Genomic DNA, 22,892 nt, shown 5'->3' on the forward strand with positions numbered 1-22,892 from the left:
GCAGGCTCGACGCGCCGATTTGCATCAGGCGGGTCATCGGCACTTCTTCGGTTTCGCCGAAGCGGCTGAAGTCCACGGTGCGGATTGGCGGAATGCCCGAACCAACGGTAGCGCCACCGGCAGCCGGCGCTTCCTTGGCTTTTTGCATCATGGATTTGACGTAGACCTGCACGTCTTCCTTCAGCACGCGGCCGTGAGGGCCGGTTGCCGACACAGCATTCAGCTCAACGCCGAATTCACGGGCCAATTGACGCACGGCAGGACCGGCGTGAACCTTGGCACCACTTGGCGCAGGTGCGGCAGCAGCAGGGGCCGGAGCGGCCTCAGCTTTTGCAGCAGGCGCAGGGGCGGCAGCAGCCGGAGCAGCTTCAGCCTTGGCCGCCGGAGCGGCGGCCGGTGCTGGAGCGGCTGCAGGCGCAGCGCCTTGTACTTTCAGCTTGAGGATGAAGTCACCGGTGCCGACTTCGTCTTCCAGCTTGACCGCGATGCTTTCCACCACGCCGGCGGCCGGCGAAGGGATTTCCATGGAGGCCTTGTCGGACTCCAGGGTGATCAGCGACTGGTCGGCTTCGACGGTGTCGCCGACCTTGACCAGCAGCTCGATGATCTTGGCCTTGCCCGACGAGCCGATGTCCGGGACGTGGATGTCCTGAACGCTGGCGGCGGCAGGTTCTGCAGCCGCAGGGGCTGCAGGGGCCTCGGCAGCAGCAGGTTTTTCAGCAGCCGGCGCGGGTGCGGCAGCGGCGGCAGGCGCCGCCGCAGGCGCTGCATCAGCAGCCCCTTCGATTTCCAGTTCCAGCAGTTCGTCGCCTTCTTTCAGGCGGTCGCCCAGCTTCACTTTCAGGCTCTTGACCACGCCGGCCTTGGGAGCAGGGATTTCCATGCTCGCCTTGTCCGACTCCAGGGTCAGGATGCTCTGGTCGGCTTCGACGGTGTCGCCGACCTTCACAAACAGCTCGATTACTTCACCTTCACCGCTGCCGATGTCAGGTACGCGAATGAGTTCGCTCACAAAAAGTCTCCTCAGCAGTCCAGTGGGTTGCGTTTTTCCGGGTTGATCCCGAACTTGACGATAGCGTCAGCCACCACCTTAGGTTCGATCTCACCACGGTCAGCCAAGGCTTCCAGGGCTGCCAACACCACGAAGTGACGGTCAACTTCGAAGAAGTGACGCAGCTTCTTGCGGCTGTCACTGCGGCCGAAACCGTCGGTGCCCAGGACTTTGAATTCCTTGGACGGGACCCACTGGCGAATTTGTTCAGCAAACAGCTTCATGTAGTCGGTGGACGCGATGACCGGACCTTTACGGCCGTTCAGGCATTCTTCGACATAGCTCAGTTGTGGCTTCTGGCCTGGGTGCAGGCGGTTGTTGCGCTCTACGGCCAGGCCGTCGCGACGCAGTTCGTTGAAGCTGGTAACGCTCCACACGTCAGCGCCGACGTTGAACTCGTCACGCAGGATCTTCGCCGCTTCACGCACTTCACGCAGGATGGTGCCGGAGCCCATCAGCTGTACGTGGTGCGCTGCTTCCTTGGTGTCTTCTTCGAGCAGGTACATGCCCTTGATGATGCCTTCCTCGACACCGGCCGGCATGGCTGGCTGCTGGTAGGACTCGTTCATCACGGTGATGTAGTAGAAAACGTCCTGCTGCTCTTCGGTCATCTTCTTCATGCCGTCCTGGATGATCACCGCCAGCTCGTAGCCGTAGGTTGGATCAAAGGTGCGGCAGTTCGGGATGGTGGCAGCCAGGATGTGGCTGTGACCGTCTTCGTGTTGCAGGCCTTCGCCGTTCAGCGTGGTACGGCCGGCGGTGCCGCCGATCAGGAAGCCACGGGTACGGCTGTCGCCTGCTGCCCACGCCAGGTCGCCGATACGCTGGAAGCCGAACATCGAGTAGAAGATGTAGAACGGCAGCATCGGTTGGTTGTGGCTGGAGTACGAAGTACCGGCAGCGATGAAGGAGCTCATGGCGCCCGCTTCGTTGATGCCTTCTTCGAGAATCTGGCCCTTCTTGTCTTCCTTGTAGAACATCACTTGGTCTTTATCGACTGGCTCGTAGAGCTGGCCGACGGAGGAGTAGATGCCCAACTGACGGAACATGCCTTCCATACCGAAGGTACGGGCTTCGTCCGGGATGATCGGCACGATGCGCGAACCGATTTCCTTGTCCTTGACCAGCTGCGCGAGGATCCGCACGAAGGCCATGGTGGTGGAGATTTCACGGTCGCCCGAGCCGTCCAGGATAGCCTTGAGGGTATCGAGTGGCGGTGTAGGAATGTCGAAGGACTTGGCGCGGCGCTGTGGCACGAAACCGCCCAGTGCGGCACGACGCTCGCTCAGGTAACGGGCTTCGGCGCTGTTCGGCTCCGGCTTGAAGAACGGCAGGTTTTCCAGCTCTTCGTCCTTGACCGGGATGTCGAAGCGGTCGCGGAACAACTTCAGGCTGTCGACGTCGACTTTCTTGGTGTTGTGCGCAGTGTTCTTCGCTTCGCCGGCACCGGTGCCATAACCCTTGATGGTCTTGGCCAGGATGACGGTGGGTTGTTCTTTGTGGTTGACCGCTTCGTGGTACGCCGCGTAGACCTTGTACGGGTCGTGGCCGCCACGGTTGAGCTTCCAGATCTCGTCGTCGGACAGGTCGGCAACCATCGCCTTGAGTTCAGGCGTGTTGAAGAAGTGTTCACGCACGAACGCGCCGTCTTTGGCCTTGTAGTTCTGGTACTCGCCGTCGATGACTTCGTCCATGCGACGTTGCAGGATACCGTCGACGTCCTTGGCCAGCAGTGGGTCCCAGAAACGGCCCCAGATGACTTTGGTCACGTTCCACTGAGCACCGCGGAACACGCCTTCGAGTTCCTGGATGATCTTGCCGTTGCCGCGAACCGGGCCGTCGAGGCGCTGCAGGTTGCAGTTGATGACGAAGATCAGGTTGTCGAGCTTCTCGCGGCCGGCCAGGGAGATGGCGCCCAGGGATTCCGGCTCGTCGCACTCGCCGTCGCCCAGGAAGCACCAGACTTTCTGCTTGCCTTCAGGGATGAAGCCACGGGCTTCCAGGTACTTCATGAAACGTGCCTGGTAGATCGCTTGAATTGGACCCAGACCCATGGAAACGGTCGGGAACTGCCAGAAATCAGGCATCAGCCAAGGGTGCGGGTACGACGACAGGCCGTTACCGTCCACTTCCTGGCGGAAGTTGTTCATGTGTTCTTCGGTGATGCGGCCTTCCATGAACGCACGGGCGTAGACGCCTGGGGAGGTGTGGCCCTGGAAGTAGATCAGGTCGCCGCCGTGTTCGTCGGTCGGGGCCTGGAAGAAGTAGTTGAAGCCGATGTCATACAGGGTTGCGCTGGAAGCGAAGCTGGAGATGTGACCGCCCAGGTCCGAATCTTTCAAGTTCGTGCGCATTACCATCGCCATGGCGTTCCAACGTACCAGCGAGCGAATGCGGCGTTCCATGAACAGGTCGCCAGGCATGCGTGCTTCGTGGGTAACGGGGATGGTGTTGCGGTATGGCGTAGTGATGGCGTAAGGCAGTTGCGAGCCGCTGCGGGTCGCGAGTTCGCCCATACGGGTCATCAGGTAGTGAGCACGGTCTTCGCCTTCTTTGTCGAGAACCGATTCCAGGGCGTCCAGCCATTCCTGGGTTTCGACGGGATCGAGGTCTTGCATGGCTTGCTCCAGGGCGGAAAGGCTACCAGAATCGGTTGCCTGAAGTTTGCGACTGGCCTTGTGGGCAGACGACATAAATTCTTGGATGGCCGAAGGTTGCTTCGGCGTCCTGTAGTTTTACTACAAATCGTCGGCCATTTCAGCCTTTCGAATGTATATACGAGTAGTAAAACTACACAAGACTGAGCGTATGGCTCGGTCTGGCTGGTGAGCATAATCGTTATTGTTGATCTTTTGCGAACAAGAAAAGGTAGAAGTTTAATGTTCCCTGCCAACAACTATGAATTTTCAGCTATTTATAACCTTTGTTCGACAGTCCTTCATGTAGCGCCGGTATCACGTCCACAGCAACAAGCCATTTACGCGCCGATCAAGGATAGACCATGAGCCTGCCAACACTGGCCGAACTGCCGGCCATTCTCTTGCCAAAAGCCCAGCGGGCCGAGCAGTCATTTCGTGACGCCGTGGCCGCGCTGGACGACGATCATGGACTTTCTGCGTGGACGCCGCAACGGTGGGCCGACTTCACCCGCGTGTGCGCCGCCAGTGATTTCGTGATTGAACAGAGTGTTCGTGACCCTTTGATGTTGCTCGAGCTGGTGGCCTGGGGCGAGTTGGACCGTGGTTTCGCGCCCGGCGAGCTGTGTGGGCAGATTGCTGGCGCCGTGCAACAAGCAGAAACAGAAGACCAACTGGGCCGTGTCCTGCGTCGCCAGCGCACGCGCCAGCAGGTGCGCATCATCTGGCGCGACCTGACCCGCCAGGCCGACTTGGTGCAAACCTGCCGTGACCTCTCCGACATGGCCGATGCAAGCATCGACCAGGCTTACCAGTGGCTGTACCTGCGCCATTGCGTACAGTTCGGCACGCCTACCGGGCGGCGCAGCGGCGAGCCGCAGCACATGGTGATCCTCGGCATGGGCAAGCTCGGTGCGGTCGAGCTGAACCTCTCGTCGGATATCGACCTGATCTTCGCCTACCCTGAGGGCGGCGAAACCGTCGGCGTCAAACGCGCCCTGGACAACCAGGAGTTTTTTATCCGCCTTGGTCAAAAATTGATCAAGGCCCTTGACCCGATGACCGTCGACGGCTTCGTATTCCGCGTCGATATGCGCCTGCGTCCTTATGGTTCGGCGGGCGCGCTGGTGCTCAGCTTCAACGCGCTGGAACAGTATTACCAGGACCAGGGGCGTGACTGGGAACGCTACGCCATGATCAAGGCGCGCGTGGTTGCCGGCGACCAGGTGGCCGGTGCGCAACTGCTCGACATGCTGCGGCCCTTCGTTTACCGCCGTTACCTGGACTTTTCCGCCATCGAAGCGCTGCGCACCATGAAGCAGTTGATCCAGCAGGAAGTGCGGCGCAAAGGCATGGCCGACAATATCAAGCTGGGCTCGGGCGGCATCCGCGAAGTGGAATTTATCGCCCAGGCATTCCAACTGATCCATGGCGGCCGCGACCTCAGCCTGCAACAGCGGCCGCTGCTCAAGGTGCTCGGCACGCTGGAGGGCCAGGGTTACTTGCCACCGGCGGTGATTGCCGAGTTGCGCAATGGCTATGAATTCCTGCGTTACACCGAACATGCCATCCAGGCGATCGCCGACCGCCAGACGCAAATGCTCCCGGACGACCCGGAAGATCAGGCGCGCATTGCCTTTATGCTGGGGTTCGCCGACTGGGCCGCGTTTCATGAGCGCCTGATGTACTGGCGCGGGCGGGTGGACTGGCACTTCCGCCAAGTCATTGCCGATCCAGACGAAGAAGAGGGTGAAGAGAGCGAACTGGTCGTGGGCGGTGAGTGGTTGCCGCTGTGGGAAGAATCCCAAGACGACGAAGCGGCCTGCCGCCAATTGGCCGAAGGCGGTTTCAGCGATGCGACCAAGGCCCTCAAAGCGCTGACCGGCCTGCGCAACAGCCCGCAATTGCGTGCCATGCAGCGCCTGGGCCGCGAGCGCCTGGATGCATTTATCCCGCGCCTGCTCGCCCAGGCCGTCGAACATGCCAACCCGGACCTGGTGTTGGAGCGCGTGTTGCCGCTGGTGGAAGCTGTCGCCCGGCGCTCCGCCTATCTGGTACTGCTCACGGAAAACCCCGACGCCCTGCGTCGGCTGTTGACCCTGTGCGCCGCCAGCCCGTGGATCGCCGAGCAGATCACGCGCTTCCCGCTGCTGCTCGACGAATTGCTCAACGAAGGCCGCCTGTTCAAGCCACCGTTGGCGCCGGAGTTGGCCGCCGAGCTGCGCGAGCGGCTCACGCGTATCCCCGAAGATGACCTTGAGCAACAGATGGAAGCCCTGCGTCACTTCAAGTTGGCCCACCGCCTGCGCGTGGCCGCGTCGGAAATCGCCGGCAGCCTGCCACTGATGAAAGTCAGTGACTATCTCACCTGGCTCGCCGAGGCCATCCTCGAGCAAGTGCTGGCCCTGGCCTGGCGCCAGACCGTTGCGCGCCACGGCTCGCCGCAGCGGTTGGACGGCACGCTGTGCGATCCTGGGTTCATCATTGTCGGTTATGGGAAAGTCGGCGGGATCGAACTGGGGCATGGTTCGGACCTGGACCTGGTGTTTATCCATGACGGCGACCCGCAGGCTGAAACCGATGGCGCCAAGCCGATCGACGGTGCGCAGTTTTTCACGCGCCTGGGCCAGCGCATCATTCACCTGCTGACCACCCAGACCAACTCGGGCCAGCTGTATGAAGTGGACATGCGCCTGCGACCTTCCGGCGCGTCCGGGCTGTTGGTCAGTTCATTGGGCGCATTTGATCGTTATCAACAAAATGAAGCCTGGACCTGGGAACATCAGGCCCTGATCCGCGCGCGGGTGCTGGTCGGCAGCCAGGACGTGGGCCAGGCGTTCGAGCAGGTGCGGGCTAAAGTATTGGGGCGCGAAAGGGACTTGGCGAAGCTGCGCCAGGAGGTCAGCGAGATGCGCGCGAAAATGCGTGACAACCTGGGCACCAAGGCCACGACGGCCGGCACCGGCGCCAACGCCTTTGAAGCCACGGCGGCGTTCGACCTCAAGCAGGACGCCGGAGGTATCGTCGATATTGAATTTATGGTGCAATACGCGGCTTTGGCGTGGTCTGCGCAACATCCATCGTTGCTGCGCTACACCGACAATATCCGCATTCTGGAAGGCTTGGAGCAGGTGGGTTTGATGCCCGCCGCCGATGCCCATTTGCTGCGTGAGGTGTATAAGGCCTACCGTTCCGCTGCACACCGCCAGGCCTTGCAGAACGAGGCCGGTACGGTGGCCGGGGATCAGTTCGCCGACGAACGGCGCCAAGTGATGCGAATCTGGCAGGCGCTGGGGTTGAGCTGAAACACTATTAGGGCGGGGAGGCATAAGCCTCCCCGCATCGTTTGTGGAAACTACATGAATATTCTGATCGTTGGGCCCAGTTGGGTCGGTGACATGGTGATGGCGCAGACACTGTTCCAGTGTTTGCGTATGCGCTACCCGGACTGCCAGATCGACGTGCTCGCCCCCGAGTGGAGCCGGCCGATCCTCGAGCGCATGCCCGAGGTGCGCAAGGCCTTGAGCTTTCCGCTCGGCCACGGTGCCCTGGAACTGGCGACCCGCCGTCGCATCGGTAAATCCCTGGCGGGGCAATACGACCAGGCAATCCTGCTGCCCAACTCGCTCAAATCGGCGCTGGTGCCGTATTTTGCCGGCATCCCCAAACGCACCGGCTGGCGTGGCGAGTTTCGCTACGTGCTGCTCAATGATGTGCGCACGCTGGACAAAGCCCGCTACCCGCTGATGATCGAACGCTTCATGGCCCTGGCGTACGAGCCGGGTGCCGAGTTGCCCAAGCCGTACCCGCGCCCCAGCCTTCAAATTGACCCGCAGAGCCGCGACGCGGCCCTGGCCAAGTTCGGCCTGGCACTTGATCGTCCGGTCCTGGCGCTGTGCCCTGGCGCCGAGTTTGGCGAGTCCAAGCGCTGGCCGTCGGAGCACTACGCCAAGGTCGCCGAGGCCAAGATCCGCGAAGGCTGGCAGGTGTGGCTGTTTGGTTCGAAGAAGGACCACCCGGTGGGTGAAGACATTCGCCAGCGCCTGATCCCCGGTCTGCGCGAAGAAGCGGTGAACCTCAGCGGCGACACGTCCCTGGCCGAGGCCATCGACTTGTTGTCCTGCGCCGATTCGGTGGTGTCCAACGACTCCGGGCTGATGCACGTGGCTGCCGCGCTGAACCGCCCGCTGGTGGCGGTATACGGTTCCACCTCGCCGGGGTTCACCCCGCCATTGGCCGACCAGGTCGAAGTGGTACGCCTGGGCCTGGATTGCAGCCCGTGTTTTGATCGCACCTGCCGTTTCGGCCACTACAACTGCATGCGCCAGTTGCTGCCGCAGCCGGTGAACGAGGCCTTGCAGCGGTTGCAGGGCTCTGCGGTCGAGGTCCGATAGTTTGCGCGTACTGGTAATCAAGACCTCATCCCTGGGCGACGTGATCCATGCCTTGCCGGCACTGACCGATGCCGCGCGGGCGATCCCCGGCATTCAATTCGACTGGGTGGTGGAAGAAGGCTTCGCCGAGATTCCCAGCTGGCATCCGGCGGTCGACAAGGTGATCCCGGTGGCGATCCGCCGCTGGCGCAAAAACCTCTGGCAGACCCTTAAAAGTGGCGAATGGCGGCGTTTCAAGCAACGCATCCAGTCGACCAAATACGACTTGGTGATCGACGCCCAGGGCCTGCTCAAAAGCGCCTGGCTGACCCGCTATGTGCGAGCACCGGTGGCGGGTTTCGACAAGCACTCGGCCCGCGAGCCCATCGCCGCGCGCTTCTATTCCCGGCGCCTGGCCGTGGCCCGTGGGCAACATGCGGTGGAGCGCCTGCGCCAGTTGTTTGCCGTCGCCCTCGGCTACGACTTGCCCAAAGGCCTGGGCGACTATGGCCTGAGCGTCGACAAACTGCTCGGCCTGCCGCCGAAAAAACCGTTCGTGCTGCTGCTGCACGGCACCACCTGGGACACCAAGCATTGGCCCGAAGCCTATTGGCGTGAGCTGGCCGAACGCATGGGGCGACTGGGCGTGGACGTGAAGTTGCCGTGGGGCAACGCTGATGAAAAGGCCCGCGCCGAGCGTCTGGCCCAGGGCCTGCAAAACGCTGAAGTACTGCCCAAATTGAACCTGGCCGGTGTCGCCCGTGTATTGGCCGGCGCTCGTGCTTGTGTGGCGGTGGACACCGGTCTCGGTCACCTCGCTGCCGCGCTGGATGTGCCGACCATTTCCCTGTTCGGCCCGACCAACCCCGGGCTCACTGGCGCCTACGGCAAGGGCCAGATTCATCTGGCGAGTGACTTCCCCTGCGCACCGTGCCTGCAAAAACACTGTACCTACCAACCGACGGCCGACGACCTGCGTCGGTTCGACCTCAAGCGCGAGTCGCCCCTGTGCTTCACGCGCCTGAACCCTGAGCGTGTGGCCAGCCGACTGAGCACGTTGTTATTGGCTGAGGAGCTGCACTGATGCAACTGGCTTTTGTTCTGTACAAATACTTCCCCTTCGGTGGCCTGCAGCGTGACTTCATGCGCATCGCCCTGGAGTGCCAGCAGCGCGGCCATCAGATTCGTGTGTACACGCTGATCTGGGAAGGCGACATCCCGCCCGGCTTCGAAGTGCTGGTGGCGCCGGTCAAGGCGTTCTTCAACCATCGGCGCAATGAAAAGCTCAGCGCCTGGATGGAAGCCGACCTGGCCAAACGCCCGGTTGATCGTTTGATTGGCTTCAACAAAATGCCCGGCCTGGATGTGTACTACGCCGCCGACGGCTGCTTTGAAGACAAGGCGCAAAACCTGCGCCACTCGCTCTACCGCTATTTTGGTCGCTACAAGCACTTCGCCGAGTACGAGCGTGCGGTGTTCGCCAAGGACGCCAGGACGGAGGTCTTGATGATTTCCGAAGTGCAGCAACCGCTGTTCATCAAGCATTACGACACGCCGCTGGAGCGCTTCCACCTGCTGCCGCCGGGCATTGCCCAGGACCGCCGTGCGCCGCCGAATGCCGCCGAGATTCGCGAGGGTTTCCGTCAGGAATTCAACCTCGGCGACGACGACCTGCTGCTGGTGCAAATCGGCTCGGGCTTCAAGACCAAAGGCGTCGACCGCAGCCTCAAGGCCGTGGCCGCGCTGCCGTCTGAGCTGAAAAAACGCACGCGCCTGTTTGTAATCGGCCAGGACGACCCCAAAGTATTCCAACTGCAAAGCGCGACGCTGGGGCTGGGGGACAACGTGCAGTTCCTCAAGGGCCGCAGCGATATCCCGCGTTTCCTGCTGGGCGCCGACCTGTTGATCCACCCGGCGTACAACGAAAACACCGGTACTGTATTGCTCGAAGCCCTGGTAGCCGGGTTGCCGGTGCTGGTCTCTGCCGTGTGTGGGTATGCCCACTACATTGCCGAAGCCGACAGCGGCCTGGTGCTGGACGAGCCGTTCGAGCAGAACCAGCTCAACCAGTACCTGACGCACATGCTCACCGACACTGCACAGCGCGCGGCCTGGAGCCGCAATGGGTTGGCCTTTGCCGAGACGGCCGACCTCTACAGCATGCCGCAGCACGCTGCGGATGTGATTCTGGCGGAGCCAAAACGATGAAATTGATTCTTGCCGAACCGTTCAAGACGTTGTGGGCCGGGCTTGATGCCTTTGCCGAAGTCGAGAAACTGCAAGGCCAGGTCTTCCGTGAGTTGGCGGCGCGTCGCACGTTGCGCACCGAGGTCGCTGGCCGCCCGTATTTTGTGAAAATCCACCGCGGCATTGGTTGGGCGGAAATCTTCAAGAACCTGATCACCGCCAAGTTGCCGGTACTGGGTGCCGGCCTGGAGTGGGACGCCATCCACCGCTTGCAGGCGCTTGGCGTACCGACCATGACCGGCGTGGCCTTCGGCGAAAAAGGCAGCAACCCGGCAGACCAGCACTCGTTCATCATCACCGAAGAGCTGGCGCCGACCATCAGCCTCGAAGACGTGACCCTTAACTGGGTCGCCGAACCGCCAACACCTGCGTTGCGCCACGCCCTCACGGCCGAGTTGGCGCGCATGGTCGGCGACATGCACCGGGGTGGCGTCAATCACCGCGATTGCTACCTGTGCCACTTCTTGCTGGACACCTCCAGCCCCATCGACGCGAACAACATCAAGCTGTCGGTGATCGACCTGCACCGCGCCCAACTGCGTGCCCATCTGCCGTTGCGCTGGCGCGACAAGGACCTGTCCGCGCTGTACTACTCGGCGCTGGAGATCGGCCTGACCCGTCGCGACAAACTGCGCTTCCTCAAGGGTTACTTCCGCCAGCCATTGCGCCAGATCCTGGCCGAGCAATCGGCATCGTTGAGCCTGATGCAGCGCAAGGCCGACAAGCTGTATGCGCGCAAGCAACGTTATGGGGACGCGATCTGATGGCGGGTTGGAACCTGGAACCTGCTTACGCCACCCTGGCGGATGATTTTGGAAGCCTCGAAGCGGTATTCGCCCTGCAAGGCGAGCGGCTGACCCGCGACCCGTTGTCGGAAGTGATCCGCGTGGAGCGCGGCGGGATCAATTACTACGTCAAGCGCTACACCGGCGCCGGCAAGGGCCTGCGGCGTTACCTGGGCAAGCCGCGGGTCAAGTCCGAATGGCAGAACCTCAAGCGTTTCGCCAAGTGGGGCATTCCCACCGCTGACGTCGTGGCCTGGGGGCTGGAGCGTAAGGGCCTGGCCTACGAACGCGGCGCGATGATCACGCGCGAGTTGCCGAAAACCGAAGACCTTTCGGTATTGGCCGAGCGTAACGATGCACGCCTGCGCGACCCCAAGTGGGTCGACGCGGTGAGCCGCCAGCTCGCCGAATACACGCGCACCATGCACGATCACCGCTTTACCCATAACGACTTGAAGTGGCGCAACCTGCTGATCGACGACCAGTCCACGCTGTACCTGATCGATTGCCCCAACGGCGATTTCTGGCGCGGGTTCTGGCTCAAGTACCGTATCACTAAAGACCTGGCCTGCCTGGACAAGGTGGCCAAGTATCACCTGTCCGCCACCCAGCGCCTGCGCTTCTACCTGCAGTACCGTCAGAGCCGGCACCTGAGTGCGTCGGACAAACGGCGTATTCGCCACGTGGTGAAGTTTTTCGAGGGACGCGAATGAGTGATTTCCTGGCGGCTGAAGACCGTGCGCTGCTGGAGCGCAACGGCCTGGCGACGTTCGACGCCTTGTGGGCCAAGCAGCTGGAGGCGGTGGACGAGCCCAATACCAGCCGTGGCGGCTGGAGCAGTGTGTTTCGCCTGGAGCTCGACGGCCACGGCTACTACCTCAAGCGCCAGAGCAACTACCTGACGCGCAGCCTGCACCGTCCGTTTGGCGAGCCGAGTTTTTCCCGCGAATTTCGCAATATCAGCCGTTACCGCACCCTTGGCATTCCAGCGTTGCAGGCGGCGTTCTACGGGGAGCGCAAGGTCGCTGGCGAGCACCGCGCGATGCTGCTGACCCGCGCGCTCGACGGTTGGAATGACCTGGATTCCTTGCTGGAGCAGTGGTCGCAACTGAGCGACGCCCAGCACTGTGCAATCCTGCTGGCCTGCGGCCAACTGGCACGCCGGCTGCACAGCGTCGGCCAGGTGCACGGCTGTTTTTACCCCAAGCATATTTTCCTGCAGGCGACCGGTGACGGTTATGCCGCGCAATTGATCGACCTGGAGAAAACCCGCCCGTTGCTGTTTGGCTGGCGTGACCGGGTCAAGGACCTCGAGCCGCTGTTGCGCCGGGCGCCGCAGTGGTCGGACGCGCAGGTGCGTCAGCTGTTGGCCGCTTACCTCGATCAGCCTGAGGACAGTGCACTGGTCGGCAGTTGGCTGCAGCGCCTGACGGCCCGACGTAGCCACAAGGAGAACCGTTGATGCGCCTGTCCGAGCTGAAAAGCGCCGGCCGCACCCCGAGCCTGCCCCTCACCCTGGACCTGGCGGATGCCGCAGGCCCTGGCCAACTGCAACTGCTCAGCCTGCTGCGCGTGTTGCCGGGCGAGCGGTATGTCGGCGCAGCGGTATGGCGCGGGCGTCCGGTACTGGCCAAGTTATTGGTGGGCAGCAAGGCCGCGCGGCACTTCCAGCGTGAACTCAGCGGCGTGCGTTTGCTGGCCGAGCAAGGCCTGACCACGCCATTGTTGTTGGCCGATGGCTTGCAGGAAGGCGAGGGCGGCTGGCTGCTGTTCGAATTCATCGAGGGCGCCGAGAGCTTGGCAGATGCCTGGCACGCCGTCGAAGCGTTGCCGCCGTTGGCTGACGAACAAACCGCCGTGCTGGCTGAAGCGCTGGGTGCGATAGCGCAGATGCACACCAAAGGGCTGTGGCAGGAAGACCTGCACCTGGACAACCTGCTGCGCCAGAACGGCAAGCTGTATTTGATCGACGGTGCCGGGATTCGCGTCGAAGAGGCCGGCAAGCCGCTGTCGCGCAACCGTGTGCTGGAAAACCTCGGGGTGTTTTTCGCTCAGTTGCCAAAAAATCTCGAGCCGTTTACCGAAGAACTGCTGGTGTACTACCTGCTGAGCAATGGCGAGCACGCCCTGCCGCTGGAAGCCCTGGAGAAACAGGTGCGCAAAGTCAGCGCCTGGCGCCTCAAGGACTTTTTGAACAAGACCGGCCGCGAATGCACGCTGTTCAGCGTGGTGCGTGGCGCCTTTGCTTTGCGCGCGATTCGTCGTGAAGAAGCGCCGGCGATGTTGCCGGTGCTTGAGCAGGCCGATGCGCTGCTGGACCAAGGCCATTTGTATAAAACCGGCGGCGCCGCCAGCGTCGCCAAAGTCGAGGTCGCTGGCCGGCCGCTGGTGATCAAGCGCTACAACATCAAGGGTTTTGCCCATTGGCTCAAACGTTTCTGGCGCCCGAGTCGAGCCTGGCATTCCTGGCGCGAAGGCAACCGCCTGGCGTTCCTCGGTATTGCCACGCCAAAGCCGCTGGCCGTGCTGGAGAAGCGCTTTTTCTGGCTGCGCAGCCGCGCGTACCTGATCACCGAATACCTGCCGGGCCCGGACATCATCGAACGCTTCGCTCCGTATGTTGAACGCGGTGAAGCGCCGGAAAACGAACTGCAGGCGCTGGATCACCTGTTCGCCGAACTGATCCGCGAGCGCATCAGCCATGGTGACTTCAAGGGCCACAACCTGTTCTGGGACCAGGACCGCTGGTCGCTGATCGACCTTGATGCGATGTGCCAACACACCTCCGCCGCCAGCTTCGCCCCGGCGTATGCCAAGGACCGTGCGCGGTTCATGCGTAATTGGCCGCAGGACAGTGCGTTGTACCAACTGATTGATCAGCGCTTGCCTAAGCAGATCACCGGACCCCTGTAGGTGCCGCAGCAAGGCTCAAGGGCCTCATCGTCTACCACTGTAGTGAGCGGGCTTGCCCCGCGCTGGGTGGCGAAGCCGCCCTAATAAAACCGCCGCGTTTTTTCAGCAAGACCGAGGTGCTTGGGTTTGGGGCGGCTTCGCCACCCAGCGCGGGGCAAGCCCGCTCACTACAGGATGCTCGTGCTCCCATCAAAAGATGTGTAGGTACCTATGCTCATCGCCTGCAAGTGTTGCGTGAGCAACAGTCGGTGGGCAGTTGTGCCCAAGAACGACAGTCTATTTTCATCCAGGGTTTTTATATCGTTGATTTAATGCGATAAAAATCCTGGCACGGGCTCTGCAATGTCACTGGGTGAACCCTTTCACCGGTGGCTCAGGAGCCCTGTATGCCTTCCAGCCTTTCCTCGTTTTCCCGTTTGATCTGCCTCGGCGCCGCGCTGTTGTTGAGCGGCGCGGCCTATGCCGCAGACGGTGACGACACCGTGCCGTCCCTGGCCGGCAAGCGCATCGCTGTGAGCATGACCGGCACCAGTCACTACTTCGATATCAAGGCATTCCAGGCGCAGGTCGATGAGATCAAGCGCCTGGGCGGCACGCCGATCACCCTTGATGCCGGGCGCAACGACAAGAACCTGGTGACGCAGCTGCAAACCGTGGTCACCCAGAAGCCCGACGCGGTGATCCAGACCCTCGGCACCCTCAGCGTGATCGATCCCTGGCTCAAGCGCATCAGCAAGGCCGGCATTCCGCTGTTCACCATCGACGCGCCGTCGCAATACAGCCTCAACAACACCACCTCCGATAACGTCGCCACCGGCAAGGCGCTGGCCGATCAGTTGATCAAGGACGCCGGCGGCAAGGGCAAGATTCTGGTGTTCAACGGCTTCTACGGTGTGCCGGTGTGTGCGATCCGTTATGACCAGTTGAAGCTGGCACTCAAGGACCACCCGCAGTTGGAGATCATCCAGCCCGAGTTGCGCGATGTGATCCCCAATACCGTGCAGGATGCCTATTCCCAGGTGTCGGCGCTGCTCAACAAGTACCCGGCGGGCAGTGTTTCGGCGATCTGGTCGGCGTGGGACATCCCGCAGTTGGGTGCGAGCAAGGCGTTGATCGATGCCAAGCGTACCGAGATCAAGACCTATGGCGTCGACGGCACCCCCGAAGTGCTCGCGCTGCTCAGCCAGACGAACTCGCCGGTCGGTGCAGTGGTGGCGCAACAACCGGCGCTGATCGGCAAGACCGCCGTGCAGAACGTGGCGCGTTACCTGGCCGGGCAACGTGACTTGCCCAAGGAGACCCATGTGGCCACGTTGCTGACCACCGCCGACAACCTGGCGCAGGTCCAAGCACTGCGGGGTGACTGATGGCGGCGTTGCACCTGCAGAATCTGCACAAACGCTTTGGCGCCACGCTGGCGCTGGACGATGCGAGCCTCAAGGTCGAGCGCGGCACCATCCATGGCCTGGTCGGCGAGAACGGCGCAGGCAAGTCGACGTTGATCAAGGTGCTGGCCGGCATCCACAAGGCCGATGCCGGGCAGGTGAGTATCGACGGTCAGTCGTACGCCGCACTGTCACCGCGTCAGGTCGACGCATTGGGTGTGCAGTTCATCCATCAGGAGCGCCTGTTGCCAGCGAGTTTTACCGTGGGCGAGGCGTTGTTTTTCGGCCATGAACTGCGCCGTGGGCCGTTTGTGGATCGGCGTCGACAGCAGCGTGAAGCCGATCGTTTGCTGGCCGAATATTTTGATGTGCAGCTGCCTGCCGGTGCGCTGGTGGGCGAGCTGAACAGCGCCGAGCGCCAGGTGCTGCAAATCACCCGGGCGTTGATTCGCCAGCCCAAGATCCTAGTGTTCGATGAACCCAGCGTCGCGCTGGTCAAGCGCGAGGTCGACCAGTTGCTGCGCATCGTCAAGCGCCTGCGCGACCAAGGCCTGTCGATTCTGTACATCTCCCATTACCTGCAGGAAATCGACAGCCTGTGCGATGAGGTCACGGTGCTGCGCAATGGCCGCGATGTGGCGGTGGTGCAGCCTCGGCATACGTCCAGCGCCGAGATTGCGCGGCTGATGGTCAACCGCGAGGTGCAGGAGATGTACCCCAAGGTGAAGGTCGAGCTGGGCGAGCCGTTGTTGCAAGTGCGCGGGTTGAGCCTGGCGCGGCGCTACCGGCAGATTGACCTTGAAGTGCGCCGCGGTGAAATCGTCGGCCTGACGGGGCTGGTGGGGTCGGGCGCCAAGGCGTTGTTCAAGACCCTGTTTGGCGTCGAGCAGGCTGACAGTGGCAGCGTTCATCTGCACGGGCGGTTGCTGCGCCTGCGCTCGCCAGGCCAAGCGATTGCCGAGGGCATTGCCTTGGTGCCCGAGGAGCGTCGTAGCCAGGGGATTGCGCCGGTTCTGTCGGTGTTGGAAAACCTCACACTGGCGGGGCTGGGCCGGTTCAGCCGCTGGGGCTGGTTGAGTCGCGCCAAAGAGCAGGCGGAAAGCTTGCGGCTGATGGAGGAATTGGCGATCAAGGCGCCGGGTCCGCACGCGGCGGTCAGCCAGCTCAGTGGCGGCAACCAGCAGAAGGTTGCCCTGGGGAAATGGCTGAGCCGTCGCTCGGCCGTGTACCTGCTCGATGAGCCGTGTGTGGGCGTGGATGTCGGCGCCAAAGTCGAGATCTATCGTTTGATCGGGCGCCTGGTGGAGGAGGGGGCGGCGGTGTTGGTGTTGTCGTCGGACTTGCCCGAATTGCTCGGGATCAGCGATCGCATCCTGGTGCTGCATCGCGGTGAGATGGCCGGTGAGTTTCGTGCGGGAGAAGCCGACAGCGACCAGTTGCTGGCGTGTGCCACCGGCGCTGTACCGGCCGCCGCTGCGCCGGTGCGGGAGGTCGAGCATGCTTGAAGCCATACTGCGACGAGGTTCGGTGGGGGTGTTTCTGGCGATTCTAGTGGGGTTTGCCGTGGCGGCGCCGAATTTCTTGTCGGTGGGCAACCTGGCGAATGTGTTCAGCCAGTCGGCGATTCTTGGTGTGCTGGCCTTCGGGTTGACCTGCGTGATCATCGGCGGAGGTTCGAACGTGGTCTCCGGTGGGCTCGACCTGTCGCTGGCGGCCAACCTGGGGTTGTGCGCGGCGGTATTCAGCCGTCTCAACAATGCCGGCCTGGAGCTCTGGCTGACCGTGCTGCTGACCCTGGGCTGCGGCCTGGCGGTCGGCCTGCTCAATGGACTGGCCGTGGTAGTGCTGCGTTTGCCGCCGCTGTTGGCGACGCTGGCGAGCATGAACGTGCTGGCCGGGCTGGAACTGGTGTTGACCGAAAACACCGTGGTGTCCACTGACTCGCCGCTGCTGGATGTGCTCAGTGGCGGCACTGGGTTAGGTGTGCCTGCCTTGGCATGGGTGCTGTTGGTAACGGCGGCGCTGCTGACCTTGCTGATCCAGCATTCGCCCTACGGGCTGCGCCTGCACGCCGTCGGCGAATACCCCCAGGCGGCCGAAGCGGCGGGCATTCGTGTGTCTGGCTATGTGCTGTCGAGTTACCTGCTGTCGGGACTGTCTGCTGCCGTGGCGGCGTTGTGCTCGGCGGCGTTTTTCAGCGGCAGTACCACCGGGTCGGGCGACATGCTGTTGTCGGTGGTGGCGATTGCGTTTCTTGGCGTGGTGTTTTCCCGCCGGCTGGTGGCGAGTATTCCAGGCACGTTGCTGGCGGCGCTGTTGATCGGGTTTCTGATCAATGGCTTTCAACTGCTTAACCTGTCGAACTTCTGGGTCAATGGTGTGCAGGGCGTGTTGATCTTGTTGGTGGTCGCGGCGTCCAGCGCGCTGAACCGGGGAGCGACGGCATGAACCTGCGCGCCTGGTTACCGCTGACATTACCCCTGGTGTTCACGCTGATCGTCGGCGTGTTTGCGTTGCAGGCGCCGGGCTTCCTCAGCGCCGGCAACCTGCAAAGCCTGGTGTTGAACAATTTCGTGTTGCTGGCAATTGTGGCCATCGGCATGACCTACGCCGTGGCGGCCGGCGGCATTGATCTGTCGGTGGGCACGGCGTTGGACTTCGCCAGTTTCAGCTTTGTGGTGCTGCTCAATGGCGGGCATGGCTGGGCGTTTGCCGCGACCGGTGCGTTGCTTGCCGCGCTGCTGGTGGGCCTGGTGAACGCGGGGCTGATCGCCGGGCTGCGGATCAGCCCGTTCCTTGCCACCCTGGGCACATTGTTCATCGGCACCAGCGCCCAGCAATTGCTCTCGGACGGGGGCCAGCCCATCTATATCGTCCAAGGTCTGAAACCTGAACTGACGGGGCTGGCGCCGTTGTCGATCGTGTTGGGGCTGGCGCTGTTCTACGGTGTGGCACTGGCGCGCGGACGCCTGGGGCGGGAGCTGCTCGCACAAGGTACGCAGCCGCTGCTGGCGTATTACTCAGGGTTGTCGGTGCGGCGTATCGTCACCGTCGTGGCCTTGGCCACTGCGTTGGCGTGTGGGGTGGGCGGGGTGCTGCTCAGCTCAACGGTCAGCGCCTATGTGCCGCTGTCTGGCAACGCATTTTTGCTCAACGCGATTGGCGCGGTGTTCATCGGCACAACCCTGAGCCGACAGGGTCGGGCGAATGTTCCAGGGACCCTGCTGGGCGTGCTGTTCATCAATGTAATCGCCAACGGCCTGCTGCTGATTGGCTGGAATTTCTACTGGCAGCAGGTGGCGACCGGTGTGCTGATATTCGGGGTGTTGACCTTCAGCTTTGCCAGTCGGCGCCTGCTTGAGCGCTATTGATCGGCGCTATTGTGCGTTGACCAGTGTCGTGCGGGTTGTGTATTTGCCCTTGACGACGTCCTGCTGGGTGAAGAAATACCCGTAGTCCTGCAGGTACATGACGGTGCTGGTCGCCTGGTAGTTATCACCCGTCGTGGTGCAATTGAGCGCCTTGGCAGTGCCACTCAGCGTCGAGTTGATGTCGCTGGCCGGCACTTCGCGTGCTACCACACACGTCGCGTCGCGGGACAGCACGCGGTCCTCTTCAGCCGTGTTGCGATTGAGCTCTTTGAGCTTGAACCCCAGCGTTGTCCCGATCGGCATGTGCTTCCAGTCGCCGCTGAAACTGAGTTGCTCAACCGTGCTGGCGGCCGAGACGTTCATCCCGCGCAGTTCAAATTCGCTTTGGAAGGTCAGGCTGAACAAGCCTCGGAATGTCGTGATGTTGGCACTTGAGAATTGAGTGGCACGGCGGAGTTTAAGCAGGTTGTTCCCCGCCCCGGGCTCAATGAACACCTCAGTGCGCAAGCTGGAGGAGCCCAATTCGCGCTTCTCCACAAGGTGGTGCAGAGGCTTGGCTGGGGCGGGCATGCCCAGTGCGGAGATCGCCTCCGTCACCGTTGCCGGGACAGGCGCGGGTGTCAGGGTTTGCATGAGCTTGGTGCGCGTAACGGCTACCGGCAGCTGCGCTGCTGTTGGCGAGCACGCGGCCTTGAGCAGGGTCCGGGTGTCCGCCTCGGCGGTGCTGAAGGGCTGGTCGATGGGGACTGCTACCACGTTGCCGAAGGTCACGGTGTTTTTCGGCGTGAGGCTGAAGGCGGCCAGGGTCCGATAGGTCTGGCGGCTGCAACTGACCTCCCAGTGCAGGCGGGTCTGGGCATACGGCATTTTTTTGAGTGTATTGATCAGGATGAGCGGCTCATCGTAGGCGCCCCAGAACTCGATTTTCTCGCCCACGGTCTTGAGGCTGGCACGGTCGATCAACAATTGGCGCTGGGTGTCTGTCGTGCTGACGAGGCGCCAGTCCGGGCGCGGCGTGCGGGCGCACGCGTCGGTAAAGCTGGCGTTCTGTTGCAGTTCGCCGATCACTTCCGGCGCCAGGTTGCGCATGACGGTGATGCGCGTGGGCTGGCCATCGGCACCTGGGGTGCCGGGGGCCTCCATATACAACAGGCTCCCGCTCGGGGTGGCACAGGACGCCTGAAGCTGTGCGATATCCGGCACGGCGACATTGTCGGTCAGCGTGACGTGAACCTGATAACTGAGGTCGTCGCCGTCACGCATGACCGAGTCGGCCAGCAGCGGCTTCTTGAGCATGTCTTTATACGGGGCCTCGGCCGTGCCGCCGTGCTTCATGCCTTGCCCGCCACAACCACTGAGCAGGCCCAGGGCGACGATAACCGCGATGTGTTTCATGAGCGTTCCTTGCAGAGAAGACAGGTGATCAGGGGCTTTCGACCGCCCGCAGGGTTTTTTGTGCGGGCGTAGTGATCAGAATTGGTACTCCGCACCGGCGCCGGCATACCAGGAGCGCCCTGGCGCCGCTTCGTAGTAGCGGTTGTTGCCGTCGCCGACGATCACTGAGCCGACGTACTGGCGGTCGAGCAGGTTATCCAGGCGCAGGGTCTGGTGGAAGGTCCAGTGTTCGACCTTCTGTTCGAAACGGGCGCGCCAGTTGAATACGCTGTAGGCCGGTGCGGCGTGCTGGCTATTGGTGTCCTCGACGTAGACCTTGCTGCGGTACAGGCCTTCGATGGCAGTGCTGACCCAGTCGCGGGGTTTCCAGTTCAGCTCGGCGAACAGCGTGGTTTGCGGCACGCCGGGCAGGTAGTTGCCCTTGTCGACGGCGGTGCTGCCGCCGCTGACGAAGTCACTGTCGTAGGTGGCTTGCAAGCGGGTGTAGGCGAGGTTGGCGGACCACTGTTCGCTGAGTTGGCTTTCGACGCCCAGTTCGAAGCCGCGACGCAGGGTGCGGCCGGCGTTTTGGTAGCTGGTGCGGCCGCCCAGTGATTGGTTGACCACCAGTTCATCTTCGGTGGTGATCTGGAATACGGCAGCGTTGATTCGCGTGTTGTTGAGCTGGGCTTTCAATCCCACTTCATACTGGGTGCTTTCCGATGGCTTCAGACCGAAGTTGAAGCCCTCGACGCTGCCCGGTGCGTAGGCCAATTCGGCCTGGGTCGGCGTTTCGAAGCCTTTGCCGGCACTGACATAACCATGAAGCTGCGGCGTGAACGCATACATCACGCTCATCGACGGCGTGTTTTTTTGATAGGTCTTGTTGCCGCTTGAATCGCCGTTGCTGAGGAATTGGTCGTCAACGTCCAGCGCCATGGTGCTATGCCGAACGCCGGCTTGCAGGGTCCAGCGGTCGAGGGCCCAGTTGGCCTGGATGTAAGGGTCAAGACTACGCGCCGTGTCGATTTCATCGCGACGCAGCTGGCCTTTTACGCCAAGGGTGTTGCCGCTGTAATTCTGATAGCCATGGCGGCTGTCTTCGCTCTGGTCGAAGTCCAGGCCGGTGATGATCATCAGCTCGCCGGGCGCGCGCTCGACAGGCTGCATCCAGCGCACGCTGCCGCCATAGAACTTGCGGTCGAATTGCACGACGCCGCCGCCACGCTCGTTGGCGGGTGTGCCCTTGGGAATCGACAAATACTGAATCACACTCCGCCGCCCCGTATACCCATTCACCTGCAACGTCGCATCCCCGAAATAGCGCGCGTAATTCATGCCCAATTGCTGGTGATCGATGCTTTTACGCGTGTTGTACGTCAGCGCGTTGGCACTCACCGAGCGCGGATCAGCCTTGTACGCCGCCCACGTCTGCCCCAGCGGGTCCTGCGTGCCGTTCTGCTCCAGGCTGCTATAGATCAGCGCCAGCTTGCTGTCGTCATCCGGGCGGAAGTTGAGCTTGGCAAAGGTCTGGTCTCGCCGCGCGCTGCTGTGGTCGCGATAGCCGTTGGTGTCCATCCGCGAGGCGTCCAGCACGAAACCTGCGCCGTTGGCGGCGCCTTCGGCGGTCAGGTGGTTTTTGTTCAGGCCGTCGCTGCCCACCAGGGTCTCGGCGCCGATACGGGGCGAGCCTTCGCCGTCGCGGGAGAACATCTGGATCACGCCGCCGGCATTGCTGCCATACAAGGTGGCTGCCGGGCCGCGCAGCACTTCGATACGTTCGGCGGTGTCGAGGTTGAACGTGGCTGCCTGGCCCTGGCCATCCGGGGTGCTGGCGGGAATACCGTCGGCGATCAGCTTGAGTCCGCGCACGCCGAAGGCCGAGCGGGCGCCGAAGCCACGGGAAGAAATCTGCAGGTCCTGGGCATAGTTCTGACGGTTCTGCACCACCAGGCCGGGCACGCGGGACAGGGCTTCGGAGGCGTTGATGCCCAATTGGCCGTCGCTGATCTGCTCGTGGCTGATGCCGTCCACCGAGTAGGGCAGATCGAAGGTCGGGCTGGCGCTGCGCGAGCCGGTGACGACGCTGGGGTCGAGGATCAGGGCTGTGTCGTCTGCCTGGGCGGTGTCGCACAAGGCGAGCAGGCTGGGCAACAACAGGGTAAGACGGGTGAGGTTGTTCATGAGTCAGCCGGAATCCGTGGCGCTTAGTGTGTAAACGCGCAAAAGGTCGCGAGTTTAGTGAGTCAGGCGATTTTTATCATTTAGGAATCAGCCTACGGTGCGAATCGGTGCTTCGACACTGGGGCTCCAGGCCCGTCGATGGTAGCGTGAACCGCTTCGTCGACAATGGCCGATGGGTCAAAAGGAGTGGTTCGTGAGGAATGCATCGAACGTCCTGTGGCTGGTTGCCTGCCTGGTGCTTGCCGGTTGCGGAACCATCAACACCGTTTTCCGTCCGGACGCCGTGGCCAGTCAGAACCTTAAGGATTCGCGCAGTCACTGCGAAAACGTGCCGCGCATCTACAGCGGGGTGATGTACGGGTTCTGTACGCTCAATGGCGAACCCAAGCCTGAAAAAAGCCTCAACGATGTAAGCCTGATAGACCTCGGTGCCGGTGCCGTCCCTATCATCGCCATCGAATTCGTGGCCTCCGGCGTGCTGGACACGCTGGTGCTGCCCTACACGATCTACCGTCAAAACAAGGACGGCAGCATCGAGATCTTCCGCTAGTCCCTCTTGACGCTTGCCGCTAA

The 22,892-nt window shown here is 62.2% G+C and carries 17 protein-coding genes; 13 read left to right on the forward strand and 4 right to left on the reverse strand.

Annotation, left to right across the window (positions count from 1 at the left end; all coding sequences use genetic code 11):
- Window positions 1-1,012: biotin/lipoyl-containing protein (locus AC3ZU9_RS25905; RefSeq protein ID WP_490091528.1), on the reverse strand; the 1,012-nt coding region annotated here is incomplete at its 3' end.
- Between the two features lie 11 nt (window positions 1,013-1,023).
- Window positions 1,024-3,669: a pyruvate dehydrogenase (acetyl-transferring), homodimeric type gene (gene aceE, locus AC3ZU9_RS25910; RefSeq protein WP_012721860.1), complete on the reverse strand. Its 2,646-nt coding sequence runs from the start codon at window positions 3,667-3,669 to the stop codon at window positions 1,024-1,026.
- 383 nt (window positions 3,670-4,052) lie between these two features.
- On the opposite strand from aceE, the gene glnE reads away from it, so the two are divergent.
- The 12 genes from glnE (at window position 4,053) to AC3ZU9_RS25970 (ending at window position 18,761) form a co-directional block, all read left to right on the forward strand.
- Window positions 4,053-6,992, forward strand: a complete 2,940-nt coding sequence (glnE, locus tag AC3ZU9_RS25915; protein WP_012721861.1) for a bifunctional [glutamate--ammonia ligase]-adenylyl-L-tyrosine phosphorylase/[glutamate--ammonia-ligase] adenylyltransferase — start codon at window positions 4,053-4,055, stop codon at window positions 6,990-6,992.
- Between the two features lie 54 nt (window positions 6,993-7,046).
- Window positions 7,047-8,081 (forward strand): lipopolysaccharide heptosyltransferase II, encoded by a 1,035-nt coding sequence (waaF, locus tag AC3ZU9_RS25920; RefSeq protein WP_102061117.1) that lies wholly within the window; start codon window positions 7,047-7,049, stop codon window positions 8,079-8,081.
- Window position 8,082: 1 nt separating this feature from the next.
- Window positions 8,083-9,144 carry a lipopolysaccharide heptosyltransferase I gene (waaC, locus tag AC3ZU9_RS25925; RefSeq protein WP_490091529.1) on the forward strand — a complete coding sequence of 354 codons (1,062 nt, stop codon included), beginning with the start codon at window positions 8,083-8,085 and terminating at the stop codon, window positions 9,142-9,144.
- Window positions 9,144-10,268 (forward strand): glycosyltransferase family 4 protein, encoded by a 1,125-nt coding sequence (locus tag AC3ZU9_RS25930; protein WP_122810837.1) that lies wholly within the window; start codon window positions 9,144-9,146, stop codon window positions 10,266-10,268. Before waaC ends, AC3ZU9_RS25930 begins: the two co-directional genes overlap by 1 nt.
- The gene (gene rfaP / locus AC3ZU9_RS25935; RefSeq protein ID WP_012721865.1) at window positions 10,265-11,071 is read left to right on the forward strand and encodes a lipopolysaccharide core heptose(I) kinase RfaP; all 807 of its coding nucleotides are present in this window, start codon (window positions 10,265-10,267) and stop codon (window positions 11,069-11,071) included. Before AC3ZU9_RS25930 ends, rfaP begins: the two co-directional genes overlap by 4 nt.
- Window positions 11,071-11,805: a lipopolysaccharide kinase InaA family protein gene (locus AC3ZU9_RS25940; RefSeq protein WP_012721866.1), complete on the forward strand. Its 735-nt coding sequence runs from the start codon at window positions 11,071-11,073 to the stop codon at window positions 11,803-11,805. Before rfaP ends, AC3ZU9_RS25940 begins: the two co-directional genes overlap by 1 nt.
- Window positions 11,802-12,554, forward strand: coding sequence for a lipopolysaccharide kinase InaA family protein (locus AC3ZU9_RS25945; RefSeq protein WP_012721867.1), 753 nt, complete (start codon window positions 11,802-11,804; stop codon window positions 12,552-12,554). Before AC3ZU9_RS25940 ends, AC3ZU9_RS25945 begins: the two co-directional genes overlap by 4 nt.
- Entirely contained in the window at window positions 12,554-14,005 is a 1,452-nt protein-coding gene (locus tag AC3ZU9_RS25950; RefSeq protein WP_046033899.1) for a lipopolysaccharide kinase InaA family protein, read from the forward strand. Before AC3ZU9_RS25945 ends, AC3ZU9_RS25950 begins: the two co-directional genes overlap by 1 nt.
- A 386-nt stretch (window positions 14,006-14,391) precedes the next feature.
- Window positions 14,392-15,372 (forward strand): sugar ABC transporter substrate-binding protein, encoded by a 981-nt coding sequence (locus AC3ZU9_RS25955; protein ID WP_012721869.1) that lies wholly within the window; start codon window positions 14,392-14,394, stop codon window positions 15,370-15,372.
- Window positions 15,372-16,895 (forward strand): sugar ABC transporter ATP-binding protein, encoded by a 1,524-nt coding sequence (locus AC3ZU9_RS25960; RefSeq protein WP_102061121.1) that lies wholly within the window; start codon window positions 15,372-15,374, stop codon window positions 16,893-16,895. Before AC3ZU9_RS25955 ends, AC3ZU9_RS25960 begins: the two co-directional genes overlap by 1 nt.
- Window positions 16,888-17,838: an ABC transporter permease gene (locus tag AC3ZU9_RS25965; protein WP_490091530.1), complete on the forward strand. Its 951-nt coding sequence runs from the start codon at window positions 16,888-16,890 to the stop codon at window positions 17,836-17,838. Before AC3ZU9_RS25960 ends, AC3ZU9_RS25965 begins: the two co-directional genes overlap by 8 nt.
- Entirely contained in the window at window positions 17,835-18,761 is a 927-nt protein-coding gene (locus tag AC3ZU9_RS25970; protein WP_490091531.1) for an ABC transporter permease, read from the forward strand. The genes AC3ZU9_RS25965 and AC3ZU9_RS25970 overlap by 4 nt, the downstream gene beginning before the upstream one ends.
- 6 nt (window positions 18,762-18,767) lie before the next feature.
- Here the strand turns inward: AC3ZU9_RS25970 and AC3ZU9_RS25975 are convergent, their stop codons facing one another.
- Window positions 18,768-20,156, reverse strand: coding sequence for a hypothetical protein (locus tag AC3ZU9_RS25975; protein ID WP_490091532.1), 1,389 nt, complete (start codon window positions 20,154-20,156; stop codon window positions 18,768-18,770).
- Between the two features lie 75 nt (window positions 20,157-20,231).
- A complete protein-coding gene (locus AC3ZU9_RS25980) occupies window positions 20,232-22,319 on the reverse strand; it encodes a TonB-dependent receptor family protein (RefSeq protein ID WP_490091533.1) in 2,088 nt (695 codons plus the stop codon).
- 193 nt (window positions 22,320-22,512) lie between these two features.
- On the opposite strand from AC3ZU9_RS25980, the gene AC3ZU9_RS25985 reads away from it, so the two are divergent.
- The gene (locus AC3ZU9_RS25985; protein ID WP_241090894.1) at window positions 22,513-22,869 is read left to right on the forward strand and encodes a YceK/YidQ family lipoprotein; all 357 of its coding nucleotides are present in this window, start codon (window positions 22,513-22,515) and stop codon (window positions 22,867-22,869) included.
- The last annotated feature ends 23 nt before the right edge of the window (window positions 22,870-22,892 follow it).

The organism is Pseudomonas sp. A39, assembly GCF_058145955.1.

Bases quoted from the DNA above. Each gene is read 5' to 3' on its own strand.
- AC3ZU9_RS25960 (WP_102061121.1), top strand. From the start codon at position 15,372: ATGGCGGCGTTGCACCTGCAGAATCTGCACAAACGCTTTGGCGCCACG.
- AC3ZU9_RS25930 (WP_122810837.1), top strand. From the start codon at position 9,144: ATGCAACTGGCTTTTGTTCTGTACAAATACTTCCCCTTCGGTGGCCTG.
- AC3ZU9_RS25965 (WP_490091530.1), top strand. From the start codon at position 16,888: ATGCTTGAAGCCATACTGCGACGAGGTTCGGTGGGGGTGTTTCTGGCG.
- aceE (WP_012721860.1), bottom strand. From the start codon at position 3,669: ATGCAAGACCTCGATCCCGTCGAAACCCAGGAATGGCTGGACGCCCTG.
- glnE (WP_012721861.1), top strand. From the start codon at position 4,053: ATGAGCCTGCCAACACTGGCCGAACTGCCGGCCATTCTCTTGCCAAAA.
- AC3ZU9_RS25955 (WP_012721869.1), top strand. From the start codon at position 14,392: ATGCCTTCCAGCCTTTCCTCGTTTTCCCGTTTGATCTGCCTCGGCGCC.
- waaF (WP_102061117.1), top strand. From the start codon at position 7,047: ATGAATATTCTGATCGTTGGGCCCAGTTGGGTCGGTGACATGGTGATG.
- AC3ZU9_RS25940 (WP_012721866.1), top strand. From the start codon at position 11,071: ATGGCGGGTTGGAACCTGGAACCTGCTTACGCCACCCTGGCGGATGAT.
- AC3ZU9_RS25945 (WP_012721867.1), top strand. From the start codon at position 11,802: ATGAGTGATTTCCTGGCGGCTGAAGACCGTGCGCTGCTGGAGCGCAAC.
- AC3ZU9_RS25950 (WP_046033899.1), top strand. From the start codon at position 12,554: ATGCGCCTGTCCGAGCTGAAAAGCGCCGGCCGCACCCCGAGCCTGCCC.
- AC3ZU9_RS25970 (WP_490091531.1), top strand. From the start codon at position 17,835: ATGAACCTGCGCGCCTGGTTACCGCTGACATTACCCCTGGTGTTCACG.
- AC3ZU9_RS25980 (WP_490091533.1), bottom strand. From the start codon at position 22,319: ATGAACAACCTCACCCGTCTTACCCTGTTGTTGCCCAGCCTGCTCGCC.
- rfaP (WP_012721865.1), top strand. From the start codon at position 10,265: ATGAAATTGATTCTTGCCGAACCGTTCAAGACGTTGTGGGCCGGGCTT.
- AC3ZU9_RS25975 (WP_490091532.1), bottom strand. From the start codon at position 20,156: ATGAAACACATCGCGGTTATCGTCGCCCTGGGCCTGCTCAGTGGTTGT.